The sequence below is a fragment of the Spirosoma profusum genome, assembly GCF_014699005.1.
GTDB classification, from domain to species: Bacteria; Bacteroidota; Bacteroidia; order Cytophagales; family Spirosomataceae; genus Spirosoma; species Spirosoma profusum.
The window spans coordinates 91,498-111,776 of record NZ_JACWZY010000001.1 but is presented as its reverse complement, the minus strand read 5'-3'; the positions used below and the strand labels follow the sequence as shown (position 1 = coordinate 111,776).

Genomic DNA, 20,279 nt, shown 5'->3' with positions numbered 1-20,279 from the left:
AAACCCCTTCAGATTAGTTGAAGGGGTTTTTTATTATTCTAAAAACAGAATCGTACTACGTTACTTTGCCTGATTCGTGAAATCTACTACCGTTACGTCGGCGAGCCAGGGGCCAACGATTTTACCAAATTCGCCGTGAGCAGGGTGCGGCAGATACGCGTCGCGGTCTTTCTCAGAATCGAAAGTCAGAATGAAGGCGTGCGTCAAGCCTTTTGAGTGTTTTTCAGGGCTGTTATTAGTTCCCCATTGAAACCCTTTAATCTGGCTGATTTTTGAAGGAAGTGCTTCAAAAGCTGCCAGGATTTCTTTTACCTTTTCGGGCGTTGTTTCGGGTTTGAACTTAAACAGCACAATGTGCTGAACAACATTTGCTTTCATCTTTTTTGCAGGCGGATCGCCAGTTAGGGTGTGCGCATTGGTCGAGATTGACAACAAAGCCAGCGCCACAAGGACAAGAATGTGTTTCATGAGATTGGGGTTTATGAACCGCTCCGGCGGCCCGCCGGAGCGGTTCATAAGTTTAAGCTAGTTTCGCTTTTAAGTTTTCGTCCAGTGCTTCGAGGAAATCTTCGGTGTACAGGTAATGCTCACCTGCCACTAAAACCGTATCATTTGGGAAAGCTGACAAGGCTAAGTCTTTCGTCATTTTGCCGCTTTCAACGGTTTCAACGCATACTTGCTCCAGCGCATTGGCGAAATCGATCAAGGCCTGATTGCCATCGAGTTTGCCCCGGAATGCCAGACCACGCGTCCAGGCGTAGATCGAAGCGATTGGGTTGGTCGACGTTTTATTGCCTTTCTGGTATTCGCGGTAGTGGCGCGTTACGGTGCCGTGAGCCGCTTCGGCTTCCATCGTTCCACCATCGGGCGTAACCAGTACCGATGTCATCAGACCCAGCGAACCGAAACCTTGCGCTACGGTATCCGACTGAACGTCGCCATCATAGTTTTTGCAGGCCCATACAAAGTTACCATTCCATTTCAGCGCCGACGCTACCATGTCGTCGATAAGCCGGTGTTCGTAATGAACGCCTTTCGCCTTGAACTGGCCTTCGTAGATTTCCTGGAAAATATCTTTGAACCGGCCGTCGTATTTTTTCAGAATCGTGTTCTTGGTCGACAGATAAAGTGGCCAGCCTTTTTGGAGGGCCATATTGAAGCAGGCCAACGCAAAACCACGTATCGATTCTTCGACATTGTACATACCCATCGCTACGCCCGGACCTTTGAAGTTGAATACTTCAAAATCCATCACGGTGCCGTCTTCGCCTTCGAATTTCATGGTCAGTTTACCTTTACCTGGCACCACAAAATCGGTAGCGCGGTACTGGTCGCCAAACGCGTGACGGCCAACGATGATCGGAGCCGTCCAGTTCGTTACCAGACGTGGTACGTTGCTCATCACGATTGGCTCGCGAAAAACAGTTCCATCCAGAATGTTCCGGATTGTGCCATTCGGCGATTTCCACATCTGTTTCAGATTAAACTCTTTAACGCGGTCTTCGTCGGGCGTGATGGTGGCGCATTTGATACCAACACCGTATTGTTTAATGGCATTGGCCGCGTCAATCGTTACCTGATCGTCGGTTTCGTCGCGATACTGAATGCCGAGGTCATAGTATTTAATATCAACATCAACGTAGGGCAGAATCAGTTTGTCTTTAATGAATTTCCAGATGATACGGGTCATTTCATCGCCATCCAGTTCGACAACCGGATTCGCTACCTTAATTTTTTCCATTTGACTTTGTTATAAACGATTGAAAACGAAACGAAAACTTGGCAGGTATGCCTTTGCGGTGCAAAAGTACGGAAAAACGAATTAGTAGCTGTGCTATCTCCAAGACCGGTCAGTACAAATTACTGAACAGCTGCCGGTTCATTCTGGCTTATCCGCTCATGTAATTTATTGACAGCATCTCCAACAGAATCAATAGATTGCCGAGAGCTGAACCAATTTGATCATGGTCCAACAGGTTACTATTTTTCTGCTGCTATTTGGCGCATTACAGGGCGGATTGCTGAGTATATGGTTTCTGAAAAACCGACGTAATGAACCGGCCAATCTGTATATAAGCCTGTTTTTACTGGTGGCTGGCCTGCAACTGACACTGAAGGTTATTGCAAAAGTGTGGCTCTATCAGAACGTACTATGGCTGTATATGCTGTCGTACCAATTACCCTATTTAATCGGGCCATTGCTATTCTTATATGTCAAAGCCAAAACCACAAATAAACGGGCGCTGGCAGACTGGTGGCATTTCGTACTATTCGGTTTGGCCACCCTCTGGATGACTGGCGTATACGTAACAGAGGGAGAGATCCGCGAAGTCCATCCCTTCGCTAAGGCTGCCTTCCAGACTTTATCGCTGGGAATATACACCTGGCTGGCTTATCGAATAGCTCCTCAATCGCTGAAACCTTTTCTTCGGGTAGCCGCTATAACCGAACAGATTATTATCGTTACGCTGGCATTGATGGTTGTGTACTACGGTCGCTTTCCGGATGTACGGTTATTATTCGTTGCACTTACGTTGCTGATTTACTGGGTTAGTTATCAAGTCATTGCAAAAGCCGGGCCTTTCACGCAAATCTCAGACCAGACTCCAACACAACCACAGTCGTCTATTTCTTCTCCTAAAAGTCCCAAATACGCTCGCTCCAGCCTGAAACCTGATGAGGCTGACCGGATCGAACAGGCACTCCAACGTAGCATGGCAGTCGATAAACTCTTCCTCGATTCGTCGCAGACTATTGATACGTTGGCTGAAAAGCTCGCTACGTCGCGCCATCATCTATCGCAGGTGCTGAACGAACGAATGCAGCAATCCTACGCCGATTACATGAATACGTTACGTCTGGAAGAGGCCCAGCAACGACTGAGGAATCCGGCTTATTTTCATTACACTATTGCAGCGATCGCGTTCGACTCTGGCTTCAACTCGCTGGCCAGCTTCAACGAAGCCTTCCGCCGGCAATACGGTACTACACCCTCCAAATTCCGGGAGCCATTCCTTAAAAAATTGAGCACGTAGCCGATTATTAGTCCCAATCCGACCGGAATAGAAGCATCATGCGATTTCTGGCCTTAAATCGGGGTCAGAATCATGTATTCATGACAACAAATACACTCGCATGAAAACAACGCTAGCTATCGCGTCTTTACTGATGAGCCTGTCCACAATGGCTCAAAACCCAAACACCAGTTCTCCATTAGATGGCCGTAATTTAGGTATCGTGCTGACGCATCCTGACACGAAAAAGGTAACCGTAAAAACAAACGTTACGTACCTGAGTGACACGAAAGGCACCTTAAAACTGGATCTGTACATACCATCCCAGTTGAAGGCGGGCGAGAAGCGGCCAGTCATTGTTTTCCTGAATGCTATCGGCGATGACCCAAATCCGTCCGAACGAAGAGTGAAAGATTGGGGCGTATACCAAACCTGGCCGCAAATGATGGCCGCACAGGGGTTCATCGGCGTTTCGATGGAAGCTGATCGCAGCCGGGTTCAGGAATCACTACGTGGTGTGTTTAATTTTCTGACGCAAAAAGGGGCTGAACACCATATTGATTCCGATAATATTGGGGTCTATGCTGCATCGGCCAATGTTTCGCAGGCAGTTGAGTATTTAATGGGCGAATCAGCTCACAAAGGCATTAAAGCAGCCGCTCTCTACTACGGTCAGGCACCAGTAGGGCCATTTCGAAAAGACCTTCCCGTGCTTTTCCTAGTGGCCGAAGGCGATGTTCGGGGAGATGGGTACGACAAGATCTGGAGTGAAGTCATGAAAAACAAAGCGCCGTGGAGACTATTGATGGCTTCCAATATGCCACACGCATTCGATACGTTTTCGGGCAATGACGAAGCGCGTAAACTCATTCTGGAAACCATCTCATTCTGGAAAAATCAGTTGGAACCCGTTCCAGCACAGCAGGACCTACAGGCGGCTAGTCGTGAAATTTTCGCAGCCAGCTTTGGCCATCAATCCGAAAAAGCCGCTGAACTCCTAAAAAGCTGGGTAGCTAAGCACCCCAATGATGCAACGGCGCTTTCGATGTATGGGGGAGCATTACGCGATTTAAAACAGTACGATGAGGCATTTCAGACGTACCGAAAAGCAGTCGCCCTTCAACCTAAAAATCCCAGTGCGTTAACAAGCCTAGCTGTCTTGTCCTATCTGACAAATAAACCTGCTGAAGCCGACGGCTACGTATCGAAGGCCATTGCCATCAATGGTGAAAACCGAAATCTATACGCCAGTCTGGCGTTCCCACTGCTGGCATCGGGGAAATTCAGCGAGAGTATACCTTACTATCAGAAAGCCATTAAACTAGAGCCACACGGAGGAGATTATTACAACCTGGGCTGTGCCTATTCGCTAATAAAGGAGAAAGAAAAAGCATTAGACGCACTGGAACAGGCTGTAAAGCTGGGCTATGGTTCGAAGCAACAATTCGATAGTGACCCGGATCTGGAATTAGTGCGATCGGAGGATCGATATAAGAAGCTTTTCCCAGCAACGAATTGATCTACAGCTTACTCCCATGCGTATCTTTTTCCTTATACTATTCGGGGCAGGTATTATCGGTGCTACGTCGCCTGAGCCTCGTCATCTGGAAACAGTGGCTTTTGATACGTATCGTAACAAATTGATTGTTTACGGCGGAGCAACGGTTGTCAATGGTACGTTGAACGAATTCACGGCCGTGTATGAATGGGACTCATTCGGCTGGAAACAGTATGATAAGCCGGGGCCAGGGGGACGTAGCGGCCATGCGCTGGTGTATCACAAAGCTGACAACGTAACACTTTTGTTTGGCGGAGTTTCTGAAAAACAGCAGCCTTACACAATTTACTACGACGTCTGGCGCTGGAATGGTCAAGACTGGAAACAGGTTAGTTCGACTTGCCCCGTTAAGGAGCCAAAAGCCGTTTATGATCCCGTGCACAAACGTGTACTCGTGTACGGCGATGCCAGCGATAAAACCAAATTTATGTACGGGAACGACCAGCAGTTTGAGTTATGGGAATATAGCTCGAACGCCTGGAAGAAACTCTCCACTAATGGACCGCATCCGGATGGTCCGTACCAGATTACTTACGACAACAAACGCCAGGCTTTAGTCATGCTTGACTGGGAAGATGGAAAATCGGTCGTGTGGGAATGGACTGACACTCAATGGGTAAAGAAGCCTGTCGCAGGCCCGTCTCCTCGAACTCGTTATATGCTGGCACATCACCCCGGCGAGGGTGTTACGTACCTACACGGAGGCTTTACGGCTGATCGGAAACAGATAGGCGACTTCTGGAAATGGGACGGAAAAACCTGGACGAACATTGAAACACCTACCTCGCCCGGTCTGCGTAATTCCGCTCATTTGGTTTACGACGGCAACCGAATTTTGCTCTACGGAGGTTCAGTTCCGCAGCCGGATGCTCCCGATAAACTGACGCTTTGCAGCCAACTCTGGCAGTGGAAAGATGGGCACTGGAAGCAACTGAATTAATGCCATGAAGCATACGCTCATTTCCGTACTACTGATAGCTAATCTGGTTACGCGAGCACAATCAAATCCGTTTTTTGTCAACTTACCAGTCGGTCCACATGCGGTTGGTTTTAACGTAGTGACGCTAACCGATGATTCGCGGGTGACGAAGCGACGGTACGATTACTTTGGCGCGAAAGAAACGGGCAACCGCCACCGGCAGGTGCAACTTCATCTCTGGTATCCGGCCCAACGTAACAGTAGCAACGTAGCGATGACGTATGGTGATTACTGCGCAGCCGAAAGCTTTTCTGAACTGAACGGCAGCAAAGACCCAGCGCTAAAAACCAGACTGCTCAACGACCAACGTGCTACGTTCGATCGGTTTTTCGGCAAACTTACCGATGCCCATTGGACAAAACTGGCGAATTCACCTTTGCTGGCTCGTAAGGCCGCTACGTCCCTACCCCAGCGTTTTCCTCTGCTGATTGGTACGTTACGTCCGCTCTCTACGTCAGTAACCAACGAACTGCTGGCTAGTAATGGCTACGTAGTGGCCATGGTGACAACAGGTGAACTATCGGAAGCCACGCCGATGATACGTTATATTCAGGAAGTGCAGGACATGCAACTGGCAATTAGCTACCTTCAAAAAAGAGGGTTGATCGACGAAGAAAAAGTGGGTACGTTGGGCTTCAGCGGTTCCGGACTGACACAGGTCCTGTTTGCTATGCACGACAAACGGGTTGGTGCCCTGGCCGACATAGAAAGTGCTATCTACGGCGAGGGCATTATGGACTATCTGGGCAAATCCAATTTCTATGATGCTAAACAATTACACGTACCGTTCCTTCATATCTATGGCAAACGTCTGGGCAGTTCTGACGCTCATTTTGATGAATTTCACAAAAAAATCTATTCTGATCGCTATCACCTGCTGCTTAATTATAGCCGGCTTCACCATTGGGACGTAGCAACCGAAGGCCGTGCTTCTACCACCGTTCTGCACGTACGTGGCGACAAAGAACCCAGTCTGCGGGCTAGTTTTGAACTGGCGAACAGGCATTTGCTGGCATTTTTCAATAGCGTATTGAAACAGGATAAATCATCGCAGACCATTCTAGACTCTAAAGCGACACTGAGTCAGTATCCTGATTCACTCTGGACTATACGTCACTATCCGGGGCTGAAACCTCCCCCAAACGCTCAGCAGTTTATCAAAATTATTAATGATCAGGGCATCGACAGCGCATTAGCAGTGGCGCGCCGATTTCTGACTGTCGACCCCGCAGCCGCATTCCTGCATCAGAACAATCTGAACGCGCAGGCTCAACTATTACAGAGTCAGAAAAAACCGAATGAAACTATCGCGTTGATGAACTTCGCGACGGAAGTGTATCCCAAAGAAGCCTGGCTCTGGAATAATCTGGCGGGTATGCACGAAGATTTTGGCGATAAACTGGCCGCCATTCGTTGTTCTGAAAAAGTGCTGGACGTATTGGTAGATTTTCGAGGTGCGGAAATGTCGTTTAACGAGCGCGTCCGGCGATCAGCGCAGGCAAGGCTACAGCGATTGAAGGCCCAGTAACTATACGCCCCAACGGCACTATGACAAAAACTTAGAAATGGCTAATAGGGATACAGATATCTCTGTTAGCTACTATTATTTCCATAAACGTTTCGCTCGCGCAGCAGCATCCTACGCTGCCAGATGCGAAGACTCGCGCTCACCTTATTTATCACCCAAAAAGCAAGGCGCTGCTGCTTTTTGATGGCTATTCATCGAGTCATCTGGATTCCACACAAAATAATGTCTGGAAGTGGGATGGCTCGTCCTGGACTTAGATCAAGGCGTATGGACCGAGATCACGAATTCTTAACGCAGGCGCCCTGAACACAAAAATCGGTGAGGTCTATCTATTTGGCGGCCGGGGAAAGGGTATTATTGGCGACAAAAAAGGTGATACCTGGCGGTTCGACGGCTCGAAATGGACAAAGGTTAATACCAACGACATCGGCACCCGCGACCATCATAAAATGGTTTTTGCCGATCACCTGAATGCATTCGTTGTCTACGGCGGTTTCTTAGTCGATTTTCAGCACGACTCTACAACCTGGCTGCTAAAAGATGGCCAGTTTACCGCACTCAAGCTACCCGGTCCTGGTGCGAGAGGCAATTTTGGAATGGCATACGACCCACTCCGAAAAAAGGTAGTATTGTTTGGTGGAAAATTTTCCAGTAAAGATATGCCCGCCGATTTGTGGGAGTTTGATGGCCAAAGCTGGACACATATCCCAGTCGAAAACATTGGTATTATATCAGGACGCGCCATGACATACAGCCCCGACCAAAAGCAGGTCATCATTCACGGAACGATCGGGGAAACATGGGGCTGGAACGGAAAAAAACTGACGAAACTAGCCAGCGGAGGTCCGCTCGAATCGGGTATTGCGCTGGAATACGATACCGGCCGACATGTGCTTGCTGCCTACGGAGGATTTGGCCCCGGCAAGACGGCAAGTTCTTCCCTGTGGGAATTACAAAACGGCCTTTGGAACAAGGTTTCGGACAATGGAACTTGGGTACAGGTGGGCCTGAACAAGTATGTGCGAATGCCTTAGATACAGAAATCGAGAAACATTTCCCAACTTGATTCACTATTGGCAACGTTTTGAACGTATCAGAATTGAGGGTGACGTAGCGCTTCATTGGTAGAATTTTTGGTTGTTTTCGCTATCTTTAGTGGAATACTTCTCAATCTCAAAACAACCTGCCATGAAGCGTTTATTACTCCTCTTTCTTCTCTTACCGACATTCTGCCTCGCTCAAAGCAAAAAATCCTCAAAACAGGCTGGCTCATCGGATCGTATCGACAAACTGAAAGCTGAAGCTGTAGCCGCAGTAGAAGCCAATTCCAAGATGGCGCAGCAGATTAACGACATGCTGTTCAGCTTCTCCGAACTGGGTTTTCAGGAAGAAGAATCATTTAAATACCTGACAGAACTGCTCGAAAAGGAAGGCTTTAAAGTTCAGAAAGGCATAGCAAATATTCCAACCGCCTGGATTGCTACGTGGGGATCGGGAAAACCGCTTATTGCTATCGGTTCTGACATCGATTGCATTCCAAAAGCCAGTCAGAAACCTGGTGTGGCCTACAAAGATCCGATTGTAGAAGGGGCACCGGGGCACGGCGAAGGCCATAATTCCGGTCAGGCGCTTAACATTGTGGCCGTACTGGCCGTGAAGAAGTTAATGGAAAGGGAGAAAATTCCCGGTACGTTGATGCTCTGGCCGGGCGTTGCCGAAGAACTCGTAGGTACGAAAGCCTTCTACGTTCGGGATGGCTATTTCAAAGATGTGGATGCCTGCATTTTCACCCACGTGGGTAACAACTTGGGGGTATCGTGGGGCGACAATGGTAACAATGGGCTGGTTTCGGTCAAGTTCAATTTTGAAGGTCAGGCCGCCCACGCAGCCGGTGCACCCTGGCGCGGACGTAGCGCGCTTGATGCCGTCGAACTGATGAACATTGGCTGGAACTTCCGGCGCGAACACCTCGAACTTACACAACGTTCGCACTACGTTATCCCCGACGGTGGCGACCAGCCGAACGTAGTGCCGTCGAAAGCTGCCGTCTGGTATTACTTCCGCGAACGGACGTATCCGAAAATCAAAAAGCTGTTTGAAACGGGCGTGAAAATTGCCGAAGGCGCGGCCATGATGACCGACACCAAATTCACTTACGAAATTCTGGGATCGGCCTGGCCAGTGCACACCAACAAAGTAATAGCGGCAGCAGCTTACGATAACATCAAAAAAGTGGGTTTGCCCACTTGGTCGGAAGAAGACCAGTTGTTGGCGCGTGCCTCACAGATTGAGTTAGTAGCACCTAAAATCGACGGATTAGCCACTAAACTGGATTCGATGGGTATGCCTACGTCGTCGGCACCGGTAGTGATGATGGGCGGTCAGGCGATGACTCCGATGGGCGGTGGTTCCGACGATATTGCTGATATTTCCTGGTCACTGCCTACGATCGTGCTACGTTACCCGAGCAACATTCCAGGGCTACCCGGCCACCACTGGGCCAATGCCATTTCAATGGCCACGCCCATTGCACACAAAGGTGTGGTCTACGGCGCCAAAGCAGAAGCCATGACGCTTCTGGATTTGCTCATGAAACCGGAAATTATCAAGGAAGCCTGGACGTACTACAAGGACGAGCAAACGAAAGACATTAAATACGAACCGCTGATTTCTCCCAAAGAGCAGCCTGCTATCTATCTGAATAAGAAGATTATGGCGGAGTTTAAGCCAAAACTGGAGAAGTTTTATTACGACCCATCCAAGAACAAAACCTATCTGGAACAACTAGGCATTACTTACCCAACGCTACGTGATGATCAGCGCGAAGCCGTGAAAAAACAGCTCGAAAAAGATAAAGCGAAAGAAAAATCGAGTGCCGCCAAAGTCTCTTCGTCACGCTCGGAGTAAATCGAACGTAGTGAAGTTAGGAGTATAGATTTGGAGATAGGTCAAAAATGCACGTTTCTGTCATTCTGACGAAGGAAGAATCTTAACGTTCCCTTATTTGAGAGCGAGGATGACTTAAGATTCTTCCTTCGTCAGAATGACAGAAAATGCCCCGCAAGAGTCGACTCTTGCGGGGCATTTTATTTATAGAAATTATCAACGTATCGTTACCTAATTCATCACAACTTTAGTCATTACAGGCTGATGGTCAGATGGGTAGCGTTGTTCTTTCGCATCAGTCAATACACCATATTTTAAGACGCGAAATGGTTTGCTGACAAAAATATAGTCGATACGTTTGTCCATCGGTGCGTCGAATTTGAAGCTATTGAACGTACCTTCCGGGCCGTAGGGCGGTGTAGTCGTTACGTCGTGCGCGTCGCTCAGGAGGGTTTTGATGGTTTGAATCTGCTCGGTTTCAGGCGTAGAGTTAAAATCGCCGGCCAGAATAACGGGTTCATTTTTAGCGATTTCCTTTATTTTCGATACCATCAATTTACCCGACTGCCGACGCGCTTCGACGCCTTGATGATCGAAGTGAACGCTGAAGAAGTAAAACTCCTTTTTGTTTTTTAGATCGTTGAATTTCGCCCACGAACAAATGCGGTTGCAGCACGTAGCGTCCCAGCCTTTGCCGGGCTTATCGGGCGTTTCACTCAGCCAGAAATTACCAGATTGCAATACTTTGAAACGGTCTTTTTTGTAGAAAATCGCCGAGTGTTCACCCGCTTCTTTGCCGTCGTCACGACCGGCTCCAATGAACGCAAAATCCTGTAGTTCAGCTACGTCGTTTAATTGTTCGCGCAAAGCTTCCTGCGTCCCAAACAATTCGAATTCATGGAAGCGAACAAGCGCTTTTACATTTTCTTTCCGATTATCCCACGCATTCACGCCGTCGTTTTTATTCTTATAGCGCAGATTATAACTGGCAACTGTAATGGGTTCCATTTTCTGGGCAACTATAGGCTGAGCCATCAATAGAGCACTCAGCAGGCAAAAAATAGCAAAACGCATAGCAAAAAAGATTTAGGGTTTTGGAAGCAAAAGTAAGCATATCTCGATACCCGTTTCTGTCATTTTACTAAATCCTTTGTTCGCTTAAATTCGCTTAAAAACGCAAATCCCCGTTACGTTGTACAACGTAACGGGGATTCTATTCTCAGTAGGTCGGTTATTTCTGGGTATTTCGATGAGCATGGTTTACTTCCCGAATCGCCGTAATGATACGTTTCCAGCACCGGCTAATCGTTTTTTTATCATGCTTCTGCTGATCTTTCGTAACGGTTTCCGTTTTCGTAGCCGTACTACGTACTAATCCGGGGCTGTCGGCCGATTTACGACCATCTACGTGCATTGATACGGACGTAGCAGAGGCTGCCTGTACGGGTTGGGCAACGCACACAAAGAAAGAAGAAGTCACTAACGACGCCGTAGCCAGATAGCCGGTCGCTTTTTTCATCAAAAGAGTTCTCATGGGGCAATTGGTTTAGAATCAATACGGCGTCCTATCCATGAATCCTGCATATACTATGCAACCATCACAAATATAAACTAAAACAGTACTATTGCCCCATAGAGTTGTGTTTAATTCACAAACGATGAACTATTATTTTCTATATCAACTATAGTGCCAAAAATTTATTGCGTAGTGGCAGCTCAGAAAAATAAATATAAAATAGCGGTCAGGGTATGCAATTTTTTCTACTAAATAACGGGCTACGTATTGCCTACCGGAAACTGTTATCTTTGTGCCATCGTTTACCACAATTATGTTCGAGAATCTTCAGGATAAGTTAAATAAGGCCATTAAAACCCTCAAGGGGCAGGGCCGCATTACCGAAATCAACGTAGCAGCGACGATCAAGGAAGTTCGTCGCGCGTTGACCGACGCCGACGTAAACTACAAAGTGGCGAAGGATATCACCGACCGCATTCGCGATAAAGCCCTCGACCGGAAAGTACTTATTTCGGTAGAACCCGGCCAGTTGTTCGTGAAAATCGTTCAGGAGGAACTGACCGAGTTGATGGGGGGCGAAGCGCAGGGCATTAACATCAAAGGCGATCCCGCTGTTATTCTGATCGCTGGTTTGCAGGGTTCTGGTAAAACTACGTTCTCTGGAAAGCTATCAGCCTACCTCAAAAAGCAGGGACGTAACGTTTTGCTCGTTGCCGCCGACATTTATCGTCCGGCCGCTATCGACCAGTTGAAAGTGCTGGGCGAACAGGTTGGGGTTGATGTTTATTCGGAGCCTGAGAATAAAGACGCTGTAGCCATCGCCAAAAACGCTATTGATCAGGCACGGAAAACAGGTAAGAAAATCGTCATTGTCGATACCGCCGGACGTCTTGCCGTCGATGAGGCTATGATGCAGGAAATTGAAGCGGTCAAACGTGCCATTTCCCCTACTGAAACCTTGTTTGTAGTCGATTCGATGACAGGACAGGACGCGGTCAATACGGCGAAGACTTTTAACGAACGGCTTAATTTCGACGGCGTTGTCTTGACCAAGCTCGACGGCGACGCGCGTGGTGGTGCGGCTCTTTCGATCAAAACAGTCGTTAATAAGCCCATCAAGTTCATCAGCACGGGCGAGAAAATGGAAGCCCTCGACGTTTTCTACCCCGACCGGATGGCCAGCCGGATTCTGGGTATGGGCGACGTAATTTCGCTGGTGGAGCGGGCGCAGCAGGCCTTCGACGAAGATGAAGCCAAACGTATCAATGCCAAGATGCGTAAGAATCAGTTCGACTTCGACGACTTCCTCTCGCAGTTGCAACAGATTAAAAAGATGGGTAACGTAAAAGACCTGCTCGGTATGATTCCGGGTATGGGCAAGATGATCAAGGATTTAGACATCGATAACGATTCGTTCAAACCCATCGAAGCCATCATCAGTTCCATGACGCCTAAAGAGCGGCAGCGCCCTGACATTATTGACGGTAGTCGTAAAAAACGAATTGCATCTGGTAGTGGCACGAACATTCAGCAGGTGAATAACCTACTAAAGCAGTTTGACGAGATGCGTAAGATGATGAAGAAAATGAATACCATGCAGGCATCTGGCAAGCTCAACAAGATGATGCGCTAAATCTGATTTTTGTCATCCTGACGCAGCCGATCCGCCGGAGCGGAAGGATGACAAAATCAACTAACCATAATTCACGTTAATTCCAGATAATACCGTCGGCGGGCGGGTTCAAATCGTTCGATGGCGTAACGTAGCGCCGTTCGAGGTAGTTGCCTGATGTGGTCGTGCAGAAATTCTTCCAGCGCATCGACGTTACGTTTCCCAACTTCCCGTAACATCCAACCAACCGCCTTGTGAATTAAATCGTGTTTGTGCGACAGAAGCAGTTCGGCAATGGCAAACGTATCACTAAACTGCCCGAGCCGAATCAGTGCAAGCGTCGATACGATGGCGATACGTTTACTCCAGAGATTTTCTTCGTGAGTCAGGTCGTACAAGATGGTACGATCGCCCTGAACAACGTAGCGCCCAATGATATGTGGACACGTAACGTCGACCAAATCCCAGTTGTTGATGTATTGCCGGTTTGCTACATATCGATCCAGAATAGCTGCCCTTTCAGCCGAGCCAGCTTTAGTATTCTGCTTTACCCAAATTAGCAGGCCAGTCATCCGGCATTCGTGAATCGGGTCCTGGACCAGTTTTTCAACTTCGTCGAGTGGCAGGTTTTGGTATAGCTTCACAATGGCACGTATCTGCGGCAACGAAAGGCCCACAAATTGATCACCTTCACCATACTGACCGGGACCTGTTTTGAAAAAACGAGCCACCATTATAGCTCTTTCTGTCTGATGTAGCGCCATAATGGCGGTTTTAACGGCTTTGTAGGTCTGTTCCATGTGGATAAAAAAAGCAGAGACCCATTTGAGCCTCTGCCAGTATCTAGGGAATTTTCTGGTTAATCGTTCAATTTTGAACGGATAAAATCTTGCTCAGATAGCATGGGGGGCGAATACAATACGGTTTTATTTCGCTCAAAGGTTGGTCTGTCGAGATCGGCAGCCAGATATTGACCTTTCACAAACATCTCTATTGTCCGCTTGATCAAGTCCCTATCATCCGGGCGTTCCTCTTCTTCCAGAACCAATGTATCAGCATCATAATCCGGATCAGGGGTCGATTTATTGGGTGCTTCGGGTAAAACGATAGTTGAACCGTTGTAACCGGTCGGTGTTTTCTTTTCGTCGTTTTTGAGACTAACCGTTGGTTTTACATCAACCTCGCCCCCTTCATCATCCACTAGCACTAAATCGCCCGAAGGTTCTTCCTCTCCTTCCAGGACACCCACTGGTCCGCTACCTTGTGTTTCAGCGTCATTTCCGTCGGTATTGTCCTTGTCATCAACAGGTTGGACTGTTTCTTTTGCTTTGTCTTCAGTTTCTTTAGTATCCTGACTCTTAAGCTTAAGCTGATCCATCAATTTAGACGTACCATCAAAACCAGCAGCAATGATCGTAACCCGAAGTTTATCGCCAAGCGTTTCGTCAGTGATGGCGCCAAACTTAAACATCTTGGCTTCACTTTGAATTTTTTTGGACACATGCTCCGAAATAGCCATTTGCTCTTTTAGCAACATAGCGTGCTGCTTACTCGACGAAATGGTCAACAGAATACGCTTGGCACCGCGAATGTCGTGGTCGTTAAGCAACGGAGAATTAAGCGCAGACTCGATAGCCCGTAGCGCCCGGTCTTCGCCCGAGGCTTCTGCCGAACCCATCACGGATTGGCCTGCTCCTTCAAGTACTTTTTTTACGTCGGCAAAGTCAGCGTTGATATCGCCCTGCGTGGTGATAATCTCAGCAATACTTTTTACGGCATTGGCCAGAACGTCGTCGGCGTGGGCGTAGGCTTCGGTCCAGGTGAGTTCGCTGTAAAGCTCCGCCAGTTTATCGTTCAGTACCACCAGCACCGTATCGCAGCTATCTTTCAGCTTTTCGATACCTTCCCGAGCCTGCTCTTTTTTGTCGGTGCCTTCATACCAGTACGGAGCCGTTACGACAGCCACGGTGAGTAAGCCCATTTTGCGCGCCACTTCAGCCACAACCGGAGCGGCACCGGTACCCGTACCACCGCCCATACCTGCCGTAATGAACACCATTTTGGTAGGTGAAGCCAGCAGGTTTTCAATCTCCTCTATACTGTCGCGGGCAGCTTTTTCGCCTTCTTTCCAGTCAGTTCCTGCGCCCAAGCCATCGCCTAGTTGCAGTTTCGTTTTTACTGGATTATTCATAAGAGCCTGACGGTCAGTATTGCAAACTGCAAAACTGACATCCTGCATCTTCATTTTGTCCATGTGCTTGACGGCATTCCCTCCCATGCCGCCAACGCCAACAACCTTGATAATAATGGGGTTGTTGTCTGGCATTTCAAATCTATAGCCCTGACTAGTCATCGTATGGGTAATTGATGTCTGTTGGTTTTCAATAACTCTCTATTGACGATTACTACGTCAAGTGAAATCCGGTTTTATTGACCCGGATAAGGGTCGGTCTCATTTCCCCGAATTGGGCGTGTCAAACGCCGAATCCAGCCCATCAAACCTCCTTCATCCGGATCTGAATCTGGGTCCGGTTTTGGCGGAATGGGTGGTTTAGGTCCTGGTGGTTTATCCCGTCTATCATTACTTGGCACATTGCCCATTGACTCATCGTTACGGGGTCGGTTCGGATCAGTAATGAACGAAATCCGGTTGTCGAGCGTCTTATAACCCGCCCAAACCAGACCTACAGCCGTGGCATAAGCCGGATCCGCCACCAAATCGGCGCGACCATTGGGTTCTAGGTGCTCAGGGTATCCAACCCGTACTTCTTCCAGCCCGGTTACCCGACTGAATATCTGCTCTGCACCCGATATCATGGCCGAACCACCCGTCAGTACCAATCCGCCCAGTAGTTTGCCATCGTAGCCCGACCGAACAATTTCAGCCTGCACGAGTGCGGCAATCTCACGCAACCGATCTTCAATAATAATCGCTACGTTCTTGAGCAGTACGTCCTTAGGCTTACGGTTACTCAGTCCCGGCACGCCCACTACCTCATTCAGGTTATACTCCGATGGGTTAGCACTACCGAATTTCTTCTTGAGCAATTCAGCCTGGTTGGGCAGGATTTTGCAGCCCGCCTGGATATCCGACGTCAGGCTATTGCCTGCCCACGGGAACACCGCTACGTGACGTAGTACGTTGCGGTAGTAAATTGCCATTTCGGTGGTGCCACCGCCAATATCAACCAGGGCTACGCCCGCGTATTTTTCTTCATCCGTCAGCACCGCCAGTCCTGACGCCAGCGCCGAGAGCATCATCGTGTCCTGCGTCAGGTTGTTACGTGTGATACACCGACGAATGTTACGTGCTGCATTTGCCTGAGCTGTAATTAACTGAAAATCAGCCCCTAATTTAATACCGTTACGTCCTACTGGCTGGTTAACATTGACTTCGGTATCGACCACGAAATCCATAGGGAGGACGTGGATGATTTCCTTATCTGCTGGAATCGAGGTGCGGTACATATCATTGAGCAAATGATCAATATCTTCGCTCTGCACTTCATCGCCCGACGACGAGCGCGTAATGCTCCCGCTCGACTTCACCGACGTAACATGTGCGCCACTGAAGCTGACATTGACGCGTTCAATATCGACGTTCGACTGATTAGCAGCTTCTTCCACGGCTTTCCGAATAGCGTTTACCGTGTTCTGAACGTTCACCACCGAACCTTTGGCAACACCATCTGTCAGCGAGGTTTCGCCTACGCCCAGAACTTCAAGAGTCTCCTGGTCTTTCTTATTGCGAATCAATCGACCGGCTACGGCACAAACTTTGGTGCTACCGATATCCAGCCCTACTACAATTTCTCCGTCTACGCCCGTGGTTGTCATTGGCAAACTATTTGGTTTCGGTATTGAACGTTTACCCGACGGTAGTGGTCCCATCCCGCAGCCGGTAAAACGTTGGTATAAACTAACTTTAACTTTTTAAACTTTGCATCCAGCTCGGTCGGTGGCCCCAGTTCAATCTGGTGATTACCAACTTGCGGCCACATGACGACTTCACCCTGTTCGTTCACCGACAACTCGGCAATCTGCGCACGCCAGAATGGGTCGTCGTGAATTCGCTTTAACAAATCCAGCAGCGGTTTATTTCGTTGATTCGCCAATGAACGATTCTGAGCGAAATAAGCACCCGCCAAAATGGGCACCCGGGCCGAATAGTTCATCGAAATCGGGAAAAAACGTCCTTCTTCGCTAACATACTGCCCCGACACCGACCGCAACCCATCACCAGAAGCCATTAATCGCGCCAGTGGACGGGGCTGCTCAATTACGATCAGCAAATCGCCGTTCAGGTCACGCGATATCTGACAGTTTTTCACTAACCCATGTTGCATTAATCGTTTCTCCAAACGTTGAAAATCGACTTCTGCATAATCTTTACCCAAAATAGGGTCATCCCCTTCATTGGTTAAATACCCCATCACATCCTGACGGGTCAGAAACCGATGCCCCTCGACTTTATCGAGTTGAATCACAACCTGCCGAACAGACTTCTGACCATGCCGAACTTCGGTAAAGGCAATAAGCCCTAACAGGCCTAAAAGTCCGGTGGTGACTAGCAACACCTTTTGGGATGATTTAAAGGTAGAAAACATCTATAAATAAGCTGAGTTGTTTTCGATATATTTTTATTTATTGGTACGATAGAAGGCTTTTTAGAGCCGGAAGCTGCTGGTCAATGTCGCCTGCGCCAATAGTTACCAGTAATGACGGCCTCATTTGTCGCACAACGTCGGTTAATTCCTCTTTGGTGCATTTTTGTTTAGTTTTCGATTTAACGTCGCGAAAAATCAGTTCTGACGTAACGCCTTCGATAGGTAATTCGCGTGCCGGATAAATATCCAGCAGAATGACATGGTCGGCAAGTGAAAGACTTTCGGCAAACCCTTCGGCAAAATCGCGGGTACGGCTGAACAGGTGCGGCTGGAACACCGCCGTCAATTCCCGATCAGGATACAATGCTTTTACCGATGTCAGAAACGCCTTCACTTCAGCGGGGTGATGAGCATAATCGTCAATAAGTACGGCAGAATCCGATTTTAGGATGTATTCAAACCGACGACGTACCCCTCGGTAGTCACTCAATGCCGACCGAATGGCTTCGGGCGATACGCCTACCTCCAGTGCCACGGCTCCGGCAGCCACCGCATTCTCAACATTATGAAAACCAGGAATCATCAGACGAATATCTGCAATAATTCCATTTGGATGTACTAAATCAAATACAAAAGTTGCCTGTTCGATACGTAGATTCTGGCTATGATAGTCGCCTTCCTCTAGTGAATACTCCCGAACGGTTGCAGATGTTTTGTCGGCCAGCGTCAATCCTTTTTTCATGAAGAGTACTCCGTCTGGCTCAATCTGGCTAACGTACTGACTAAACGATTGGAGAACAGCGTCGTGGGCACCGTAAATATCCAGGTGATCGGCATCGGTCGACGTAACGATCGCGTATTTGGGAAACAGTGTCAGAAATGACCGATCGAATTCATCGGCCTCCACCACGCAAACCACCGAACGAAGGTCGTCGGCTGGCTCATTCAGCAGGAAATTGGTTCCGTAATTATTGGTGATACCCCCCAGAAAAGCGGCACAATTCACATTAGCATCCCGCAGAATATGCGCCACCATCGACGACGTAGTGGTTTTACCATGCGTACCGGCTACGCCCACGGTTGTCATTTGTCCAGCAATAAGCCCCAGCACTTGTGAACGCTTCTGCAACGTAACGCCCTTCTCTACAAAGTACAGATATTCAGCATGGATATTCGGAACGGCAGGCGTGTAGATAACCAGGGTTTCAGCCGGACTCTCCCGAAACAAGGCCGGAATTTGTTCTACATCCTCCGAAAAATGAATCGCTATACCCTCGTTCTCAAGGGCTTCTGTCAACGTAGTGGATGTACGGTCGTAACCGGCCACTACGTACTCGTTGATACGAAACCAGCGGGCCAGCGCACTCATGCCGATTCCGCCGATACCCAGAAAATAAATGTATTTGAACTGTGTTAAAGTCATTCGTTAATGTCCGTGGAAGAAAAGTAGCGAACGTACTACGTTCATTACTACGTTCCTTCTACCTTATTTGGTTAGTTTTCTTACTTCTTCGGCAATCTCGCGAGCCGCGTGCGGCTTCGCTAAGGTTTTTATCTGGCTACTTAACTGTTTTTGTTGATTTGGATTCTCCAACAAATTCAAAGCGGTCGTAATCAGTTCTTCGCGCGCGTTTCGGTCGGTAACGAGCAAGGCGGCATCATTTTTCACCAAACTCATCGCGTTTTTGGTCTGATGGTCTTCCGAAGCCGCCGGAAACGGCACCAGAATAGCCGGACGGCCTACCAGACAAAGCTCTGAAACCGACAAAGCGCCCGCTCTCGAAATAACGATAGTAGCCACGGCGTAGGCTTTGTCCATATCGTAAATAAAATCGTACGCTTTCACCAGCGGTGAGCCAACGGCCGCCACCACCTCCCGCGCCCGACTGATAAAACTCGCTCCCGTTTGCCAGATTACCTGAACACCGGCATCAACGAAACGCTGCAAACCGGCCTCTATGCTCTCATTAATGGTTCTCGCTCCCTGACTGCCACCAATAATCAACACCGTTGGGCGAGTCGCTTCCAGGGCAAACAACTCTCGACCGGCCTCTATCTGTTGGTCAGCAAACTGAATATCACTACGTACCGGATTCCCAGTTAGTTTAATTTTCTCGGCAGGGAAAAACGCTTCCATTCCTGGATACGCAACGCAGATACGCTTTGCCCAGCGAGCTAAGGCTTTATTTGTTATACCCGCATACGAGTTTTGCTCCTGAATCAACGTCGGAATCCCTTTAAACGACGCAGCCAGCAGCAATGGTCCGCTGGCATAACCGCCAACCCCGACTGCTACGTCGGGCTGAAATTCACGAACAATCTGCCGGGCACGTAGCAAACTCCGGCCCAGCTTGAACGGGAACCCCAGATTGGCCAGCGTCAGTTCACGTTTGATGCCAACAACCGGCAAACCAACAATCGTATAACCGGCGCGAGGCACTTTTTCCATTTCCATCTTGCCTTCGGCCCCAACGAACAGAATCTCCGTGGTGGGATCGATGGTTTTCAGTTCATTGGCAATGGCGATGGCCGGATAGATGTGCCCACCGGTTCCGCCCCCGCTGATAATAACTTTCATT

The 20,279-nt window shown here is 48.6% G+C and carries 17 protein-coding genes; 7 read left to right on the top strand and 10 right to left on the bottom strand.

Features of this window, described 5'->3' with window-relative positions; all coding sequences use genetic code 11:
• Positions 1–60: 60 nt before the first annotated feature.
• Both IC229_RS00380 and IC229_RS00375 read right to left on the bottom strand, forming a co-directional pair.
• A complete protein-coding gene (locus IC229_RS00380; RefSeq protein WP_190884939.1) occupies positions 61–468 on the bottom strand; it encodes a Dabb family protein in 408 nt (135 codons plus the stop codon).
• A 52-nt stretch (positions 469–520) separates the two neighbouring features.
• Positions 521–1,741, bottom strand: coding sequence for an NADP-dependent isocitrate dehydrogenase (locus IC229_RS00375; protein WP_190884938.1), 1,221 nt, complete (start codon positions 1,739–1,741; stop codon positions 521–523).
• A 223-nt stretch (positions 1,742–1,964) separates the two neighbouring features.
• On the opposite strand from IC229_RS00375, the gene IC229_RS00370 reads away from it, so the two are divergent.
• From IC229_RS00370 to IC229_RS00345, 6 genes are all read left to right on the top strand, one after another.
• The gene (locus tag IC229_RS00370) at positions 1,965–3,035 is read left to right on the top strand and encodes a helix-turn-helix domain-containing protein (RefSeq protein WP_190884937.1); all 1,071 of its coding nucleotides are present in this window, start codon (positions 1,965–1,967) and stop codon (positions 3,033–3,035) included.
• Positions 3,036–3,135: 100 nt separating this feature from the next.
• Positions 3,136–4,533 carry a TPR end-of-group domain-containing protein gene (locus IC229_RS00365; protein WP_190884936.1) on the top strand — a complete coding sequence of 466 codons (1,398 nt, stop codon included), beginning with the start codon at positions 3,136–3,138 and terminating at the stop codon, positions 4,531–4,533.
• Between the two features lie 16 nt (positions 4,534–4,549).
• Entirely contained in the window at positions 4,550–5,512 is a 963-nt protein-coding gene (locus IC229_RS00360) for a kelch repeat-containing protein (protein ID WP_190884935.1), read from the top strand.
• Between the two features lie 4 nt (positions 5,513–5,516).
• Entirely contained in the window at positions 5,517–7,079 is a 1,563-nt protein-coding gene (locus tag IC229_RS00355) for a dienelactone hydrolase family protein (RefSeq protein ID WP_190884934.1), read from the top strand.
• Positions 7,080–7,528: 449 nt separating this feature from the next.
• Positions 7,529–8,113, top strand: coding sequence for a hypothetical protein (locus IC229_RS00350; protein WP_190884933.1), 585 nt, complete (start codon positions 7,529–7,531; stop codon positions 8,111–8,113).
• Positions 8,114–8,267: 154 nt separating this feature from the next.
• A complete protein-coding gene (locus tag IC229_RS00345; RefSeq protein WP_190884932.1) occupies positions 8,268–9,986 on the top strand; it encodes an amidohydrolase in 1,719 nt (572 codons plus the stop codon).
• 210 nt (positions 9,987–10,196) lie between these two features.
• Here the strand turns inward: IC229_RS00345 and IC229_RS00340 are convergent, their stop codons facing one another.
• Both IC229_RS00340 and IC229_RS00335 read right to left on the bottom strand, forming a co-directional pair.
• Positions 10,197–11,039, bottom strand: coding sequence for an endonuclease/exonuclease/phosphatase family protein (locus tag IC229_RS00340; RefSeq protein ID WP_190884931.1), 843 nt, complete (start codon positions 11,037–11,039; stop codon positions 10,197–10,199).
• A gap of 157 nt (positions 11,040–11,196) precedes the next feature.
• A complete protein-coding gene (locus IC229_RS00335) occupies positions 11,197–11,499 on the bottom strand; it encodes a hypothetical protein (protein WP_190884930.1) in 303 nt (100 codons plus the stop codon).
• Positions 11,500–11,794: 295 nt separating this feature from the next.
• On the opposite strand from IC229_RS00335, the gene ffh reads away from it, so the two are divergent.
• Positions 11,795–13,114 (top strand): signal recognition particle protein, encoded by a 1,320-nt coding sequence (ffh, locus tag IC229_RS00330; protein ID WP_190884929.1) that lies wholly within the window; start codon positions 11,795–11,797, stop codon positions 13,112–13,114.
• Between the two features lie 71 nt (positions 13,115–13,185).
• Here the strand turns inward: ffh and IC229_RS00325 are convergent, their stop codons facing one another.
• The 6 genes from IC229_RS00325 to murG form a co-directional block, all read right to left on the bottom strand.
• Positions 13,186–13,893 carry a DNA alkylation repair protein gene (locus IC229_RS00325; RefSeq protein WP_190884928.1) on the bottom strand — a complete coding sequence of 236 codons (708 nt, stop codon included), beginning with the start codon at positions 13,891–13,893 and terminating at the stop codon, positions 13,186–13,188.
• A 59-nt stretch (positions 13,894–13,952) separates the two neighbouring features.
• Complete coding sequence (gene ftsZ, locus IC229_RS00320) at positions 13,953–15,446, bottom strand: cell division protein FtsZ (RefSeq protein ID WP_190884927.1); 1,494 nt, start codon at positions 15,444–15,446, stop codon at positions 13,953–13,955.
• Between the two features lie 74 nt (positions 15,447–15,520).
• On the bottom strand, positions 15,521–16,930 hold the full coding sequence (ftsA, locus tag IC229_RS00315) for a cell division protein FtsA (RefSeq protein WP_190884926.1): 1,410 nt from the start codon (positions 16,928–16,930) through the stop codon (positions 15,521–15,523).
• Positions 16,927–17,700, bottom strand: coding sequence for a cell division protein FtsQ/DivIB (locus IC229_RS00310; RefSeq protein ID WP_190884925.1), 774 nt, complete (start codon positions 17,698–17,700; stop codon positions 16,927–16,929). The genes ftsA and IC229_RS00310 overlap by 4 nt, the downstream gene beginning before the upstream one ends.
• Positions 17,701–17,737: 37 nt before the next feature.
• Positions 17,738–19,123, bottom strand: a complete 1,386-nt coding sequence (murC, locus tag IC229_RS00305) for a UDP-N-acetylmuramate--L-alanine ligase (RefSeq protein WP_190884924.1) — start codon at positions 19,121–19,123, stop codon at positions 17,738–17,740.
• A 63-nt stretch (positions 19,124–19,186) separates the two neighbouring features.
• Positions 19,187–20,278, bottom strand: a complete 1,092-nt coding sequence (gene murG / locus IC229_RS00300) for an undecaprenyldiphospho-muramoylpentapeptide beta-N-acetylglucosaminyltransferase (protein ID WP_190884923.1) — start codon at positions 20,276–20,278, stop codon at positions 19,187–19,189.
• Position 20,279: the final 1 nt, after the last annotated feature.

Bases quoted from the DNA above. Each gene is read 5' to 3' on its own strand.
- IC229_RS00380 (WP_190884939.1), bottom strand. From the start codon at position 468: ATGAAACACATTCTTGTCCTTGTGGCGCTGGCTTTGTTGTCAATCTCG.
- IC229_RS00375 (WP_190884938.1), bottom strand. From the start codon at position 1,741: ATGGAAAAAATTAAGGTAGCGAATCCGGTTGTCGAACTGGATGGCGAT.
- IC229_RS00370 (WP_190884937.1), top strand. From the start codon at position 1,965: ATGGTCCAACAGGTTACTATTTTTCTGCTGCTATTTGGCGCATTACAG.
- IC229_RS00365 (WP_190884936.1), top strand. From the start codon at position 3,136: ATGAAAACAACGCTAGCTATCGCGTCTTTACTGATGAGCCTGTCCACA.
- IC229_RS00360 (WP_190884935.1), top strand. From the start codon at position 4,550: ATGCGTATCTTTTTCCTTATACTATTCGGGGCAGGTATTATCGGTGCT.
- IC229_RS00355 (WP_190884934.1), top strand. From the start codon at position 5,517: ATGAAGCATACGCTCATTTCCGTACTACTGATAGCTAATCTGGTTACG.
- IC229_RS00350 (WP_190884933.1), top strand. From the start codon at position 7,529: ATGGTTTTTGCCGATCACCTGAATGCATTCGTTGTCTACGGCGGTTTC.
- IC229_RS00345 (WP_190884932.1), top strand. From the start codon at position 8,268: ATGAAGCGTTTATTACTCCTCTTTCTTCTCTTACCGACATTCTGCCTC.
- IC229_RS00340 (WP_190884931.1), bottom strand. From the start codon at position 11,039: ATGCGTTTTGCTATTTTTTGCCTGCTGAGTGCTCTATTGATGGCTCAG.
- IC229_RS00335 (WP_190884930.1), bottom strand. From the start codon at position 11,499: ATGAGAACTCTTTTGATGAAAAAAGCGACCGGCTATCTGGCTACGGCG.
- ffh (WP_190884929.1), top strand. From the start codon at position 11,795: ATGTTCGAGAATCTTCAGGATAAGTTAAATAAGGCCATTAAAACCCTC.
- IC229_RS00325 (WP_190884928.1), bottom strand. From the start codon at position 13,893: ATGGAACAGACCTACAAAGCCGTTAAAACCGCCATTATGGCGCTACAT.
- ftsZ (WP_190884927.1), bottom strand. From the start codon at position 15,446: ATGACTAGTCAGGGCTATAGATTTGAAATGCCAGACAACAACCCCATT.
- ftsA (WP_190884926.1), bottom strand. From the start codon at position 16,930: ATGACAACCACGGGCGTAGACGGAGAAATTGTAGTAGGGCTGGATATC.
- IC229_RS00310 (WP_190884925.1), bottom strand. From the start codon at position 17,700: ATGTTTTCTACCTTTAAATCATCCCAAAAGGTGTTGCTAGTCACCACC.
- murC (WP_190884924.1), bottom strand. From the start codon at position 19,123: ATGACTTTAACACAGTTCAAATACATTTATTTTCTGGGTATCGGCGGA.
- murG (WP_190884923.1), bottom strand. From the start codon at position 20,278: ATGAAAGTTATTATCAGCGGGGGCGGAACCGGTGGGCACATCTATCCG.